Genomic DNA, 14,971 nt, shown 5'->3' with positions numbered 1-14,971 from the left:
GGCTCGCTTCCCGCGGGACGCCGGCTTGTGCCTGGTTTGATGACTCGGACTTAGTCGCCGCCGATATCAGCGCAATCCGGAAGGCCTAGACCGCCTCAATCGGCGAGGCGCCCGAGCCCGTTCAGCTCGTCGCGCAGGCGGTCGGCATCGGCGAGATCGGATTCGATCTCCGCATGCAGCTTGCGCCAGATCGGAACTGCCGCAGCCAGCGTCGTTCGCCCCGTAGGTGTCAGCCGCAACAGCCGCGCGCGCCGGTCCGAAGGATCGATCAGCACTTCGAGCAGATTGCGCCGCTCCAGCGGCTTCAAGTTCGCCGTCAGCGTGGTGCGGTCCATCGCCAGCAGCGCAGCGACACCGCCGAGTGGGGCAGGCTGCGGACGGTTGAGCGACATCAGCAGCGAGAACTGACCGCTGGTGAGCCCGGCCGGTCTCAGCGCGAGGTCGAACCGTCGCGCCAGCGCCCGCGCGGCGCGTTGGGCGTGCAGACACAGGCAGCTGTCGCGCACCAGCAGCGTGGTTTCGAAACTCGGTTCGGCCGGGGAGGACATTTGCGAACGGCTCTTGACAACAGAAGGACGATATACGTTGATATCAACCTAAATCGACGGGATCAAGCGCCGCCACCGGCGGGCTGCGCGGGCCTTAAGCCCGCGCGGCATTCATCGCGCCACGTCGATCAGGGAGGACCACCGCATGAAGATCGTGACCAGCCTGAGCTTCCAGGGGCAGTGCCGTGAGGCGTTCGAGTTTTACGCCAAGGTGCTGGACGGGAAGATCACCGCGGCGTTTCCCTACAGCGACGCGCCGCCGGAGATGCCAATCACCGATCCGAAGTACAAGACTTGGCTGATGCATTGCTGGCTCGAAGTCGGCGATCAGGCGCTGATGGGCGCCGACATGGACACCGGCTGGGCGTCGAACATCGACAAGCCGAAGAACGGGTTCGATGTCACCCTGCACACCCAGGACAAGGCTCAGGCGCAGCGCTGGTACGAGCAGTTGTCCGAAGGCGGCAAGCCGATGATGCCGTTCGCCGAGACGTTCTGGTCGCCCGGGTTCGGCTCGTTGATCGACCGGTTCGGCATCCCGTGGATGATCAATACCCAACCCGCGCAGACCTGAAGGCGCCGCGGACCCGGCGAAAAAATGCCGGTCCGATGTCGGCTGCAGCAGGGGGGCTTCGTCCTCAGAGCAAGGAGAGTCGCTCCTCTAGCGCAAGCCTTTCAACGTCATTGCGAGCGAAGCGAAGCAATCCAGCTTCGTGCACCGAGCTGGATGGCTTCGTCGCTTCACTCCTCGCAACGATGCGGCGAACGCTCGCGCAACATGGGAACAGCCATGAACCATTCGTATCGTTGGGTGATCGTTGCGGCCGGCGGCGTGCTCGGCTGCGTCGCCGCCGGCGCGATGTTCTCGCTGCCGGTGCTGATCCGGCCGATGTCGCAGGACACCGGATGGTCGGTCACCGGCATCTCGACCGCGATGACCATCGGCTTCCTGGCGATGGCCGCCGCCAGCATGCTGTGGGGCAATCTGTCGGACAGGTTCGGCCCGCGCCCCGTCGTGCTGACCGGCTCGGCGGTGCTCGCCGCCAGCCTCGCGCTCGCCAGCCGCGCAGGGGCTCTGATCGAATTTCAGGCGCTGTTCGGCATGCTGGTCGGTGCTGCGACCGCCGCGGTGTTCGCGCCGATGATGGCCTGCGTCACCGGCTGGTTCGACACCGGACGCGGCCTTGCGGTGTCTCTGGTCTCCGCCGGCATGGGGATGGCGCCGCTGACGATGGCGCCGCTGGCGGCATGGCTGGTGACGATCCACGATTGGCGCGGCGCGATGCTGATCATCGCGGCGATCACCGCCGCACTGATGATCCCCGCGGCGCTGCTGGTGCGACGGCCGCCGGCGCTCGAAATGGGTGGCGCTGAGGTTGCCTCCGCCGATGCGCAGGACGACTTGACGCTCAAGCAGGCGGTGCGATCGCCGCAATTCGTCACGCTGATGCTGGCGAATTTCTTCTGCTGCGCCACCCATTCCGGCCCGATCTTCCACACCGTCAGCTACGCGGTGACCTGCGGCATTCCGATGATCGCCGCGACCTCGATCTACAGCGTCGAGGGGCTGTCCGGCATGTTCGGCCGGCTCGGCTTCGGCCTTGCCGGCGACCGCTTCGGCGCCCAGCGTGTGCTGGTCATCGGGCTCTTGGCGCAGGCCCTCGGCGTTTTGGCCTACGCCTTCGTCGGCGGACTCGGCGGCTTCTATGCCGTCGCCGTCGCGGTCGGCTTCATTTATGCCGGCACCATGCCGCTCTACGCCGTGATCATCCGCGAGAATTTTCCGCTGCGGATGATGGGCACGATCGTCGGCGGTACCGCGATGGCCGGCAGCCTCGGCATGTCGACCGGACCAGTGCTGGGCGGGCTGATCTACGATGCCTACGGCAGCTACGCGCCGATGTATCTCGCCTCCTGCGGCATGGGCCTCGCCGCAATGCTGATCCTGGCGACCTTCCGACCGTTCCCGCAGCGGCGGAGCGAGTTGGCAGTGGCGTAGGTGAGGGCGAACGGACTGTACATAGGAGACAGTTTGCCCCCGTCGCACCGTCCGCGACATTTCGCTGATACGCTTAAGTGAGTAGTCCCGCCCGGGCACCACTCAACAGTGTTTGCTCAGCTAATGGAGCCAATACACGGCGCAACTGGCATTTAGGAGAACTGCTCCTGCATCAGGGCGTGCTTCTGGGTCATTTCCTGAAGCTGCTGTTCTATCCGCTCAGGCAAGTCAACAAGGATTGTCTCTGGTCGTCCCAAGTGTAGGTAGCTTATCGCGCTTGAGTTTGCGATCGCCAGTTCGAATACGCGATCAAGATCGTCCCTCGGAATCCCATTTTCTTCGTACATCTTGAGGATTGCAGCAAAGGGGTCTTCGTGCTCGCCATTGATTGCCGCGTTACCTCGCGCGCCGACGTCCAAATAGACTTGGCGATTGATTAGTTTAGCATCCTTAAGGGCGTGGTTAAGATCGCTAAGCAGTTGCATCCGGATCATGCCGCTGACGATTTCAAGCCAGGTCAGCGACCGCTGTCGGATCTTAATGGCGACTTCAACGAAGGCTGAGATTCGGTAGAGGAGACGTGCAATGAAAGAGGCTGCGGCCGGCGCAAAGAGAGGAAACACCGACGCCAGGACCGCGCGGGCGCCCAGTGCGAGAAAGCCATTGCCAACCGTTGCATGATTACGATCGGCGGCATGTGTGTCGCATGCGCTGAGAAGCACGATCGGCGGCACCCGTGTAATTCGTTCGCGCAGAGTCCAAACGTCGATTTTTTCGTCCTTCAGGTAGAGCGAGGCCGGCTCATTGTCCTTATGGGCGCCGTGTCCATCGAAGACCAAGACTTGGCCCTCGAAGGCGTTGATTGCGGCGACAAGTTCGTCGGCGTTCGAAACGTCGGCGTGTTCGATCTTAAGGTTCTTCTTCCAGTGTTTGCTGAAGGCATCGAAGGCGATATCGAACATTCCCGCGATCGGGTCATCCCGCTTTAGAGCGCTGATGACAAGGACGTGCTGAAGTTCCTTGGGTGCCAAAAGGATTGGCGGCTTCATGCCGACCTCACCTATGAAGAGATTTCCCGGAGTAACAGGCACCCTCGCGGTATCTTTACGGATGCAAAGAGGCAGTCCGTCGATGTCAAGCCACTCGACATGTGCGTCCGCGATAACGCGCACACCGATGTTCGCGCCCTGGATGAACTCGATGAATTCGCCGGGTACGGCGGTTTTCATCCGTTCTTGCACCTGCCGGAAGGCGAGGAGACGCTTCCTCGCTGTTGTGCCCGCGGCACGGTACTGCTGCGCGAATGTCCGTACGAGGCCTCCCGTGCGGTTGACGTCGTTCGGCAGGCGGATTACCGGCGCAAACTCGGATGTCGCCAGAGCTGCTACGGCGTCGGTGCCGATATTGAGTTCATCACGCCTCATGCCCATTAGGATATGAAGGTGGGGCGGACGCCCTTCTATCGGTTTGCCGGTTTTCAGGTCTAAGTTGTGAAGTGCGCGTTTAGCCCTCTCGCTTGCATTGAAGTAATTGTATCCAGTCTGCCGTTGCATTGCTTCCTTCACTAGGACGAAACGCCTTCGTTCGTCGTCGGTCAGGTTAGGCGGTGCAGGTAAATCAAAGAATAGCGAATAGATAGCGGGCGCGTAGAGATTGAGGTCGAGCGTTGGGTGGAATATGCGATGTATATGCCGATGGCCATTGCCAGTGCGAAGGTCAAGAACGCTACGTGACGTCTTCACAATCTGGTCGATATAGGGCGCATTTCCGCTCTCGGTATCGTCAAATTCACGATCAACGACATTGCGGTACCCCACACTTGCCATAACCATAAGGTTAGGACTGATGCTGTTGTGCCCCCCGACGTGATAGCCGATGTCGCGATTAGGCAGTTCCACCCAATTTTCGAGGAACTCCCTCGCCTCGGCGATTGAATCGGCATCGATCTCTGCAGGAAGCTTATCGATCACCGCGAGGAACCGCTTCTGAAGCCCGTCAGGGGTCAGTTCTTCGTAGGTGATGTGACCTCCCTTCTGCGCGACGATGGTCGGCTCCACGGGGGCAGGTCGAAATCCATTCGTCATAATCGCGAGGATCCTGTTCCGGTCCGAGGAGAATAACGGTAAAGGGCGTAATCGGCGCGATCGGAAATGACTTGATGGCCCGCGGAGTCTGGCCGAACCAATTTACGGGGTTCTGGCCCGCTACCCGACGCGCAATCAGCGTGTCCTGCCCATCTTTGGTTAGATCAAAGACAGTTGACGGCAAGTAGCTTGCGGCTCTGACCAGTCCGGCGCTGCGCGTAAGGCTCCGTGCAAAACCCTGCATGATGGAAGCTTGCTCGGGCCGACCGTCGGGCACGACGACGATGTAGAATATGCTGTGGTTTAAATCCAAGCTCCCCCCTATTCGAAAATCTAACAAGCGCGCTGCTTGTTAGGGATTCCGGGTTTCATGAGTGACGCCTTATGTTCATTTAGTGGCGCTTACCTTGCATCGCCGTGTTGTTGCAGCCACCGGGATGAGCCGACTGAGGCTCGGTCGCGATTAAAAGATGCAGGTAATTCCAACTGAGACCGTCTGTGGCAGGCACGATCGCATTTGGCGTCTGGATGCGAAATTGCGCTTTTGGCCCATTGCTCCATCCGTCGCGCTCCCGCTTTGGTGCCGGTTCTAAACGCAAGCGGACCTACCTTGTCAGTTCTTCGTCAGATGCAACAACGTCCGCACCAACGGCTGATCGGCCGGCGTTGCTGCCCGCGACACCTGCGCGGTGATGCCGAATAGGCGGTTGTCGGTGTCGTCGATCTTGCAAGAATCGAACGTCGCCAGTCTCGGTGTGGCGACCGGCCGTTGCTCGCCGCGCCGATCCTTGATCACGCCTCCAGCTCCGAGCCGATGTCGCTCGCTTCCTCCGCCGTTGGCCTCGCCGCGATGCTGAGCCTCGCGGCGTTCAGGCTTGCTGCTCTGCCGGCTGGCGTCACCCGACCCGCACGGTGAGCTCGTTACCGCGGCCTTCGTCGATGTCGAGGGAGCGGGAGAAATAGCCGTTGGCGGGAGCGCGGACGTAATCGAGATAGTCTTGCGCAAACGCGTTCTCGCCGAGGATCACGGCGCCGGGTGCCAGCCGCGGCTCGATCAGTTTGAGCACCGGCAGATACAGCGAGAACGCGCCGTCGATCGAGAGAACATCGACGGTGCTGCCGACGTCCTGCAGCGTGTTGAGCGCATCGCCTTCGCGGATCTCCACCAGGTCGGCCAGCCCCGCCGCGTCGAGGTGAGCCCGCGCCCGCGCGACCTTGGTGGGCTCGATCTCGGAGCTGATCAGCCGGCCGCCGCCATTGTCGCGCAGCGCAGCCGCGAGGTAGATCGTCGATATTCCCATCGATGTGCCGAACTCGACGATCCGGGTCGCCCTGCGGGCACGCGCGATCGCATAGAGGAAGCGGCCATAGGCCGGCGACACCGCCAGAAAGTGTTCGGCGTGATCGCGATACGCCGCCCGGTAGTCCGAGCGTTCGGCGGCGATCAGCTCACCCACAGCTTCCTCGACCGAAGTCCCGGACGCCTCCAGCCGCGCCATGAACTCGATCCCGAAATCATGGTCCGCGGCCTCGGCCTCTGCGTGGAGTTTGTCGAGCGTCTCTGCGACGCGCGTGCTGTTCAGCGATGTCATGCAGGTCCCTTTCGGTAGGCCGAGATGGTTTCGGTCTGGGCTGTCCGCGTAAGTAAAGGGAGGTCCCGTTGGCGTCATTACGCAGCTTAGACAGATTGTTATCCATTCACGCCAAGCGGCGCGGTAGGCTGGCTCATGCCACTTCTCACCGACAGCTCCGCTGCGGCCGACTGGACCGAACCCGACGACGTCGCGCGGCCGGTGGTGGCCTATGGCATGGCGTCGGAGATGATCGGTTCGGTCGAGCTCGACAGGCACTGCCATGCCAAGGCGCAGATCCTGCTGGTGCAGCTTGGTGCGCTGAGTTGCCGGGTGGACGGCGGATTGTGGATCGTGCCGCCGCGTAGCGCGGTCTGGATCCCAGGCGGCACGCTGCATGCGATCACCGCGACCGGCAGGCTCGAAGGCTATGCGGCGTTCGTCGCCGCCGGCATCGATGTGGGATTGCCGCAGCGCTGCTGCACCGTCTCGGTGACGCCGCTGCTGCGTGAACTGCTGTTCCGGGCCGTCAGGCTGCCGCTGCTGTACGACGAGGACGGAGCGGCTTCGCGTCTGGTCGCGGTGCTGCTCGACGAGATCGCCGCAGCCAGAATCGAGGATCTGCATTTGCCGATGCCGTCCGATCCGCGGCTGCGCACTTTAGCCGACCTGATGATGGCCGCGCCCGCCGAACGCGGCTCGCTGCAGGGCTGGGCGGCGCGCGCCGGCCTGAGCGAGCGGACGCTGGGGCGGCTGATCAGCCGCGAAACCGGGATGAGCTTCGGACGCTGGCGCCAGCAGCTCGGCGTCATGCTCGCGGTGCAGTGGCTGGCCGGCGGCGCCTCGATCCAGCAGGTCGCCGCCGACCTCGGCTACGAAAGCGTGCCGAGCTTCGTCACCATGTTCCGCAAGACGCTCGGCACGTCGCCGGGCCGCTACATGGCGGAGCGTTTTGCCGGCCGAGCCGCGGAGATTTAGTTGGCGGTATCGGCCCGTCCGGGACTGGGCCTCGCCGCGATTTTGATCTTGGCGACCTTACGGCCGTTTCCGCAGCGGCGGAGCGAGTTGGCGGTGACGTAGGTGAGGGCGGCCTTCTGCTGCGCCGGCAGCGCGGCGCGCTTTACGGAGACAGCGCTTCGATGATGCGGCAGTCGGCGACCGTCCCGCAGCTGCATTGGGTGATCATGTGGTCGAGCTCGTGGCGCAGGGCCTTGAGGTCGGCGATCTTGCGGTCGACTTCGGCCAGATGCTGCTTGGCGATGGCGTCGATGGCATCACAGGAGCGGGTGCGGTCGTCAGACAGATCGAGCAGCGCACGAATCTGATCGAGTGAAAAGCCGAGATCGCGGGCGCGTCGGATGAAGCTCAGACGGTTGAGATGCTCGGTCGTGTAGGCGCGGTAGTTGCCCGGCGTGCGCGCGGGGGCCGACAGCAATCCGATCCGCTCGTAATACCGGATGGTTTCGACCTTGGTGTCGGTCTGACGCCCGAGATCGCCGATTGCGAGATGGTCCGCCTGCATGTCTTGACCCTGTAGCTGCTACAGGGTGCATATGGGGTGTCACAACGCTTTGTCGAGGTGACGCTATGGCGACCAACGCCTACAAAACTCGCGTAGAGGGCATGGATTGCGCCTCCTGCGCGCTCAAGATCGAAACGGCGATGCAGCGGCTGCCGGGTGTCGCGGATGTCCGCGTCAGCTATTCGGCTGCCACCTTGGCGCTTCGGTTCGATCAAGACAGAATCTCGCCGAGCACCATCGATGACGAGCTTCGCTCGCTCGGTTATCGACCTGAGGCAATTGCGCCGTCGCCCAGGAGCATCCGGGCCGAGCGAAAACGGCTGCCGTGGTGGCAGGACGCGAAGCTGCAAACCGTCATGATCGCAGCGGCGGTTTTCGCTCTGGCGTTCGCGTTAGCGCAGCTGTTTCCGGCCTACGCGCGATGGCTCTATTCCGCCGCGGCCGCGGTCTGTCTGATCCCAATCGCACGCCGGGCCTTGATCGGCGCACGTTCGGGATCGCCGTTCAGCATCGAAACGCTGATGACCGTTGCGGCGATCGGCGCGGTCATGATCGGTGAGGCTGAGGAAGCGGCCGTGGTCATCGTTCTGTTCAACGTTGGCGAATGGCTGGAGACGTTCGCAGCGGGGCGCGCACGAGCGGGCATTGAAGCGCTGACCGACGTCGTGCCACGCACGGCGAGACGGCTGCGCGACGGCTCGGACCAGGTCGAGGAAATTCCGGCCGCCGACCTGATGATCGGCGATGTCGTGGTGGTGCGTCCCGGCGACCGCATCCCGTCGGACGGCAAGGTCCTCGACGGACATTCCGACGTGAACGAAGCGCCGATCACCGGCGAGTCCGTGCCGGTCGCCAAGGCGGTCGGCGATCACGTCTATGCCGGCAGCATCAATGCGAACGGCGAGTTGCGCATCGAGACGACGAATGCGGCCGCCGACAACACCATCGCGCGCATCATCCACCTCGTCGAACAAGCGCAGGAGAGCAAAGCGCCGACGGAACGGATGATCGATCGTCTCAGCCGGTGGTACACGCCCGCCGCGATGCTGGTGGCGCTCCTGGTCATCATCGTGCCGCCGCTCGGCTTCGGCGAGGATTGGGCGACCTGGATCTATCGCGGCCTGGCCACGCTGCTGATCGCGTGTCCATGCGCCCTCGTGATTTCGACCCCGGCCGCGATTGCCTCCGGGCTTGCGGTGGGGGCTCGCAAAGGGCTGCTGATCAAGGGCGGTGCTGTGCTCGAAACGCTCGGCAAGGTGAAGACCGTCGCCTTCGACAAGACCGGCACGTTGACGCTGGGGCAGCCTCAGGTGACCGACGTGGTGTCGGTCATTGGTCAGCAGGACGACGCCGTGCTCGCGCGCGCCGCGGCGGTCGAAGGCAACACCAGTCATCCGATCGGGCAGGCGATCGTCCGCGCCGCGAAGGCACGTGCCTTGCAGCTGCCCGTGGTGTTCGGCGGAAGTCAGGCGGTGCCAGGCAAGGCGATCTCCGCGCGTCTCAAAGACGGCTTCGCCTTCGTCGGATCTCCGCGCTTTGCTGCCGAACGGACCACGATCCCGCCGGCGCTTGCGACGACGATCTCGGGCCTCGAGCGTGAGGGCAAGACGGTCGTGGTCCTCATCTCTGGAAGCGCCTGCGAGGGAGCGATTGCGGTGCGCGACGAGCCGCGCCCGGATGCGGCAGGAGCGTTGCGGCAACTGACGTCCAAAGGCATCGCGGTGGTGATGCTGACCGGCGACAACGCACGAACTGCGCAGGCCATCGCAGGCCAACTCGGCATGGAGGCCCGCGCGGAGCTGCTGCCCGACGCCAAGCTCGCCGAGATCAGTCGCCTGAAGGAAGTATCTCCCGTCGCGATGGTCGGCGACGGCATCAACGATGCGCCGGCGCTGGCGGCCGCGTCCGTCGGCATCGCCATGGGCGGAGGAACCGACGTGGCATTGGAAACCGCCGACGCGGCGCTGCTGAATGATCGCGCCCATGGCGTCGCGGAGTTGATCGCGCTGTCGCAGGCGACCCTCGGCAACATCTGGCAGAACATCTCGATCGCGCTCGGGCTGAAAGCGGTGTTTCTCGCCACCAGCCTGCTGGGCGTGACGACGCTGTGGATGGCGATCCTCGCCGACACCGGCGCCACCGTGCTGGTCACCGCAAATGCCCTCAGATTACTTCGGTGGCGGGCGTCAGAGAATTGATGCGGTGTGCGGGCTTTAAGACTCTCGGCAGCTGCCGCGTGCTGTCTGCGCGCGCCTGCTCGACGACGCGGGCCGCCTCAGTTCTTTGTCAGATACAGCGGCGTCCGCACCGTGAGCTGATACGCGGGCTTCGGTGTCCATGCCACCTGCGCGGTGATGCCGAACAGGCGGTTGTCGTTGTCGTCGAGCTTGTCGAGATCGATGCGCAGGATCGGCTGGGTGAAGGCGTCGATCGGGGTGAAGCGCAGCAATTCGGCGCCGCCGAACGACTGCAGGCCGGCGCGCCCGGTCAGCTTCCAGTTGTTGTCCCACTGATAGTAGCCGCCGAGCCAGCCGACGGTGTTGGGATGGATCGCGGCGCGGTCGGCGTCGATCGCCGTGGTGGTGAACTGGACGCCGGCGAGGACGCCGCGGGTCTCGTCGGCGTCGAACGCGTAGGACGCCTCCAGGATGGTATTGAGCGAGGTGGTGGCCAGCGGTCCGCTCGGCACCGAGCGGGTGAGGGTGGTCTGCAGCGTCAGGGTCGGCAGCGAGCCGCCATCCTGGCGATAGATGTCGGCCTGGACGCCGACGTTCCAGCTGGTGATGTCGACCGAGCTCCAGCCGGCGCCGCTGTTGCTGGTGGTGGTGCTGAAGCCGCCGTACAGCGAGACCCGGTCATTGACGTCGATCGTCAGCGGCACGTCGAGTTCCACGCTCTGGCTCGCCGGCAGCGTCGGCGCCTGCAGCGGCGGCAGCGCCGCCAGCTCGCGCAGGCGGGACAGCACGGCGATGGTCGGGTTCGAAAACCCGATCGAGAGCGTTCCGGCCGGGGTGCGCCCGTAGGTGGTGCGGAAGTCGAAGTAAATATTGGGGTAGGTCTGAGCCGGCGTCTCGTCGTCGTCATCGTCGTCGGCCGCAAAGGCCGGGCCGGCAAGGAACTGCAGCGCGCCGGCGGCGATGGCGATCGCCGCCACCCGGCGCCAAGGCTGCGGCAGTGACCGATCTCGCCCCGAACCCGCCATTTGTTTCCACGCATCCCGCGGCCGGCCGACACGGCGCCCCGGCGGCCACTTAGCCATAGCGCCACTGGTGCCGGCAATCCGGAGCGGCGGCCGGTCTGTGGATCGTGCCGCCCCGCGACGCTCCCGGCGAACCGGCGCGCCCATCTCGTAGGTCTGCGGGCGCAGTGCGCGTACTAAAATACCGTTGTATCCCTCGGAAAGCCTGAGCGGGGGTCGGCTGTCTCGAATCGAGACGCCAAGGGAGCGCGAATCCGTCGCCGAGTCGGTACGGAATCGCTCGGCCGATTGCTCACGATTCTATGAATCAGGTCCCGCGAGATGCCGATCCGCATCCCGCGAGCCGGTCGTCGAGGCCGAAATCGGAGCTCCAGCGCGGCCGGAGCGGGATGCCAGAACGTCCCATTTCATCGGCGTTTCACGACGGTCGGGGAGGTAGTAGAAAGTCGTCGCCGAACCGTCATCTGGCAGCTGTTTTGCCTTGACTTAGGATAGGTCCGCCGATACAACCCGCCCACTTCAAGACAGGCGGTGAGCGTCGCCAACGTCGGAACGGACAACCCGGGCCGTCCTTTCAAGGACTTACGGGCACCACCCTCGACCCAAGACGCTCAAACGCTGTCGACATAAGCCAGGCAATGCCAGGACATTAAGCGTTCTTTCGAGCTCTTTCTCGGCAAGGACGGTTTTGGAAGCATGACCTCGGTAGGAACCGGTCAGCGGAAAGCTGCCCGGTCTTTGCTGCGGTCCTCTGTTGCGTGGAAGCGCTTTCCGCTCAGCGATGGGTGGCTGGCGCGATTTCGCTTTGCGTGATCGGACGATTGGTCCGGTCGAGCAGGGCGGCCGCTGGAGCGGGTAGCTCCGAACGAATTTGCGAAACCGACTGACCGGTTTCGCGCGAAGCTTGAGGGTGAAGGCGAAGATGCCGACGATCAACCAGCTGATCGCAAATCCGCGCGTGGTGCAGAAGTCGCGCAAGAAGGTTCCGGCGCTGCAGCAATCGCCGCAGAAGCGCGGCGTGTGCACCCGCGTCTACACCACGACGCCGAAGAAGCCGAACTCGGCGCTGCGTAAGGTCGCCAAGGTGCGTCTGACCAATGGCTTCGAGGTCATCGGTTACATTCCGGGTGAGGGTCACAACCTGCAGGAGCACTCGGTGGTCATGATCCGCGGCGGCCGCGTCAAGGACTTGCCGGGCGTGCGCTACCACATCCTCCGCGGCGTCCTCGATACCCAGGGCGTCAAGAACCGTAAGCAGCGCCGTTCGAAGTACGGCGCGAAGCGTCCGAAGTAAGCGGGGAGAGCATCCATGTCCCGTCGTCACGCCGCCGAAAAGCGCGAAGTTCTTCCCGATCCGAAGTTCGGGAACATCATTGTCACCAAGTTCATGAACTCGGTGATGTACGCCGGCAAGAAGTCGGTCGCCGAAAGCATCGTTTACGGTGCGTTCGACCTGATCGAAGCCAAGACCAAGCAGCCGCCGCTCGGTGTGTTCGAGCAGGCGCTCGACAACGTGATGCCGACCATCGAGGTTCGCTCCCGCCGCGTCGGTGGTGCGACCTACCAGGTCCCGGTCGAAGTTCGTTCGACCCGCCGCCAGGCTCTGGGCATTCGCTGGCTGATCGCCGCCGCCCGCGGCCGCAACGAAAAGACCATGACCGAGCGGCTGTCGGCTGAACTGCTCGATGCGTCGAACAACCGTGGCAACGCGGTGAAGAAGCGTGAAGACGTGCACAAGATGGCGGAAGCCAACCGCGCGTTCTCGCACTATCGCTGGTAACGGCGAAGCAACGGAATCAAGGAAGACGCTATGCCCCGCGTTCACGCCATCGAGGACTACCGCAACTTCGGCATCATGGCCCACATCGATGCCGGCAAGACCACGACGACCGAGCGCATCCTCTATTACACCGGCAAGAGCCACAAAATCGGCGAAGTGCACGAAGGTGCCGCGACGATGGACTGGATGGAGCAGGAGCAGGAGCGCGGCATCACCATTACGTCGGCCGCGACGACCGCGTTCTGGAACGGCAAGCGTCTGAACATCATCGACACTCCCGGCCACGTCGACTTCACCATTGAAGTCGAGCGTTCGCTGCGCGTGCTCGACGGTGCCGTGTGCGTTCTCGACTCCAACCAGGGCGTCGAGCCGCAGACCGAGACCGTGTGGCGCCAGGGCGATAAGTACAAGGTTCCGCGGATCGTCTTCGCCAACAAGATGGACAAGACCGGCGCTGACTTCTTCAAGTGCCTGCAGGACATCATCGACCGCCTCGGCGCCAAGCCGGTGGCGATCCAGCTGCCGATCGGTTCGGAGAGCAACTTCAAGGGCGTGATCGATCTGGTCCGCATGAAGGCTGTGGTCTGGAACGACGAGTCGCTGGGCGCGAAGTTCGAAGACGCCGAGATCCCGGCCGAGCTGCTCGACCAGGCCAAGGAATATCGCGAGAAGATGATCGAAGCCGCCGTCGAGCTCGACGACGACGCGATGTCTGCGTATCTCGAAGGCAACGAGCCGGACGAGGCGACCCTCAAGCGCCTGATCCGCAAGGCGGTGCTGACCGGTGCGTTCTATCCGGTGCTGTGCGGCTCGGCGTTCAAGAACAAGGGCGTGCAGCCGCTGCTCGACGCCGTGGTCGACTACCTGCCGTCGCCGATCGACGTGCCGGCGATCAAGGGCACCGACGACAAGGGCAACGAAGTCGTGCGCAAGGCGGACGACAAGGAGCCGCTCGCGCTGCTCGCGTTCAAGATCATGGACGACCCGTTCGTCGGCACCATCACCTTCTGCCGCATCTACTCGGGTATCCTGCAGAGCGGCACCGGCGTGGTGAACTCGACCCGCGAGAAGAAGGAGCGCATCGGCCGCATGCTGCTGATGCACGCCAACAACCGCGAAGACATCAAGGAAGCCTATGCCGGCGACATCGTCGCGCTGGCCGGCCTGAAGGAAGCTCGCACCGGCGACACGCTGTGCGATCCCGCCAACCCGGTGATCCTCGAAAAGATGGAATTCCCGGAGCCGGTGATCGAGATCGCGATCGAGCCGAAGTCGAAGGCGGACCAGGAAAAGCTCGGCGTCGCTCTGGCGAAGCTGGCGGCGGAAGATCCGTCGTTCCGGGTGTCGACCGATCAGGAGTCCGGCCAGACCATCCTCAAGGGCATGGGCGAACTCCATCTCGACATCAAGGTCGACATCCTGAAGCGCACCTACAAGGTGGACGCCAACATCGGTGCGCCGCAGGTGGCGTTCCGTGAGCGCATCACCAAGAGGGCCGAAGTCGACTACACCCACAAGAAGCAGACCGGTGGTACCGGTCAGTTCGCTGCGGTGAGCTTCGTGGTCGAGCCGACCGAGCCGGGCGCCGGTTACATCTTCGAATCGAAGATCGTCGGCGGTGCGGTGCCGAAGGAGTACATCCCGGGTGTCGAAAAGGGCATCGAGAGCGTGCTGTCTTCGGGCGTGGTCGCGGGCTTCCCGGTGGTCGACGTCAAGGTGACGCTGGTCGACGGTAAGTACCACGACGTCGACTCGTCGGCGCTGGCCTTCGAAATCGCCTCTCGTGCCGCGTTCCGCGAAGCGCTGCAGAAGGGCAAGTCGGTTCTCCTCGAGCCGATCATGAAGGTCGAAGTTGTGACCCCGGAAGACTACACCGGTTCGGTCATCGGCGACCTGAACTCGCGGCGTGGCCAGATCCAGGGTCAGGACATGCGCGGCAATGCCAACGTGATCAACGCGATGGTGCCGCTGATGAACATGTTCGGCTACGTCAACAACCTGCGCTCGATGAGCCAGGGCCGGGCGAACTTCACCATGCAGTTCGACCACTACGCGGAAGCGCCGGCCAACGTGTCGGCTGAAGTCCAGAAGAAGTTTGCCTGATTGTCGCAGGTGTAAGCCGCGACTGAACGGAGAGAGCAATGGCCAAAGCAAAGTTTGAACGTACGAAGCCGCATTGCAACATCGGGACGATCGGTCACGTCGACCATGGCAAGACGTCGCTGACGGCGGCGATCACCAAGGTTCTGGCGGAGACGGGCGGTGCGA

14 protein-coding genes are annotated in these 14,971 nt (G+C 63.6%); 8 read left to right on the top strand and 6 right to left on the bottom strand.

What is annotated here, in order from left to right:
* Nucleotides 1–95: 95 nt before the first annotated feature.
* Nucleotides 96–548 (bottom strand): MarR family winged helix-turn-helix transcriptional regulator, encoded by a 453-nt coding sequence (locus tag VRZ08_RS24220; RefSeq protein WP_414534164.1) that lies wholly within the window; start codon nucleotides 546–548, stop codon nucleotides 96–98.
* Between the two features lie 145 nt (nucleotides 549–693).
* Between VRZ08_RS24220 and VRZ08_RS24215 the strand changes: the two genes are divergently transcribed.
* A complete protein-coding gene (locus VRZ08_RS24215) occupies nucleotides 694–1,122 on the top strand; it encodes a VOC family protein (protein ID WP_414534163.1) in 429 nt (142 codons plus the stop codon).
* A 216-nt stretch (nucleotides 1,123–1,338) separates the two neighbouring features.
* On the top strand, nucleotides 1,339–2,547 hold the full coding sequence (locus tag VRZ08_RS24210) for an MFS transporter (protein ID WP_414534162.1): 1,209 nt from the start codon (nucleotides 1,339–1,341) through the stop codon (nucleotides 2,545–2,547).
* Nucleotides 2,548–2,699: 152 nt separating this feature from the next.
* On the opposite strand, the gene VRZ08_RS24205 is transcribed toward VRZ08_RS24210, so the two are convergent.
* The 3 genes from VRZ08_RS24205 to VRZ08_RS24195 form a co-directional block, all read right to left on the bottom strand.
* The gene (locus VRZ08_RS24205; protein ID WP_414534161.1) at nucleotides 2,700–4,604 is read right to left on the bottom strand and encodes a CHAT domain-containing protein; all 1,905 of its coding nucleotides are present in this window, start codon (nucleotides 4,602–4,604) and stop codon (nucleotides 2,700–2,702) included.
* Nucleotides 4,605–5,244: 640 nt separating this feature from the next.
* The gene (locus VRZ08_RS24200) at nucleotides 5,245–5,427 is read right to left on the bottom strand and encodes a hypothetical protein (RefSeq protein WP_414534160.1); all 183 of its coding nucleotides are present in this window, start codon (nucleotides 5,425–5,427) and stop codon (nucleotides 5,245–5,247) included.
* 100 nt (nucleotides 5,428–5,527) lie between these two features.
* On the bottom strand, nucleotides 5,528–6,223 hold the full coding sequence (locus VRZ08_RS24195; protein WP_414534159.1) for an O-methyltransferase: 696 nt from the start codon (nucleotides 6,221–6,223) through the stop codon (nucleotides 5,528–5,530).
* 135 nt (nucleotides 6,224–6,358) lie between these two features.
* Between VRZ08_RS24195 and VRZ08_RS24190 the strand changes: the two genes are divergently transcribed.
* The gene (locus VRZ08_RS24190) at nucleotides 6,359–7,180 is read left to right on the top strand and encodes an AraC family transcriptional regulator (RefSeq protein WP_414534158.1); all 822 of its coding nucleotides are present in this window, start codon (nucleotides 6,359–6,361) and stop codon (nucleotides 7,178–7,180) included.
* Nucleotides 7,181–7,322: 142 nt separating this feature from the next.
* Here the strand turns inward: VRZ08_RS24190 and VRZ08_RS24185 are convergent, their stop codons facing one another.
* Entirely contained in the window at nucleotides 7,323–7,724 is a 402-nt protein-coding gene (locus VRZ08_RS24185; protein ID WP_164572566.1) for a MerR family transcriptional regulator, read from the bottom strand.
* A 65-nt stretch (nucleotides 7,725–7,789) separates the two neighbouring features.
* Between VRZ08_RS24185 and VRZ08_RS24180 the strand changes: the two genes are divergently transcribed.
* On the top strand, nucleotides 7,790–9,922 hold the full coding sequence (locus tag VRZ08_RS24180) for a heavy metal translocating P-type ATPase (protein ID WP_414534157.1): 2,133 nt from the start codon (nucleotides 7,790–7,792) through the stop codon (nucleotides 9,920–9,922).
* Between the two features lie 77 nt (nucleotides 9,923–9,999).
* Here the strand turns inward: VRZ08_RS24180 and VRZ08_RS24175 are convergent, their stop codons facing one another.
* The gene (locus tag VRZ08_RS24175; protein ID WP_414534156.1) at nucleotides 10,000–10,926 is read right to left on the bottom strand and encodes a hypothetical protein; all 927 of its coding nucleotides are present in this window, start codon (nucleotides 10,924–10,926) and stop codon (nucleotides 10,000–10,002) included.
* A 919-nt stretch (nucleotides 10,927–11,845) separates the two neighbouring features.
* On the opposite strand from VRZ08_RS24175, the gene rpsL reads away from it, so the two are divergent.
* From rpsL to VRZ08_RS24155, 4 genes are all read left to right on the top strand, one after another.
* Complete coding sequence (gene rpsL, locus VRZ08_RS24170) at nucleotides 11,846–12,217, top strand: 30S ribosomal protein S12 (RefSeq protein WP_008969396.1); 372 nt, start codon at nucleotides 11,846–11,848, stop codon at nucleotides 12,215–12,217.
* A gap of 15 nt (nucleotides 12,218–12,232) precedes the next feature.
* Nucleotides 12,233–12,703, top strand: a complete 471-nt coding sequence (gene rpsG, locus VRZ08_RS24165) for a 30S ribosomal protein S7 (protein WP_107345081.1) — start codon at nucleotides 12,233–12,235, stop codon at nucleotides 12,701–12,703.
* Nucleotides 12,704–12,733: 30 nt separating this feature from the next.
* Nucleotides 12,734–14,806 carry an elongation factor G gene (gene fusA, locus VRZ08_RS24160; RefSeq protein ID WP_414534155.1) on the top strand — a complete coding sequence of 691 codons (2,073 nt, stop codon included), beginning with the start codon at nucleotides 12,734–12,736 and terminating at the stop codon, nucleotides 14,804–14,806.
* Between the two features lie 38 nt (nucleotides 14,807–14,844).
* Nucleotides 14,845–14,971 (top strand): GTP-binding protein (locus VRZ08_RS24155; RefSeq protein WP_240002540.1); only part of this gene is annotated, 127 nt, incomplete at its 3' end.

It is taken from the genome of Rhodopseudomonas sp. G2_2311 (assembly GCF_047501505.1).
GTDB lineage: Bacteria > Pseudomonadota > Alphaproteobacteria > Rhizobiales > Xanthobacteraceae > Rhodopseudomonas > Rhodopseudomonas palustris_H.
The sequence above is the reverse complement of the archived record's forward strand: the minus strand, read 5'-3'. Positions and strand labels throughout refer to the sequence as shown.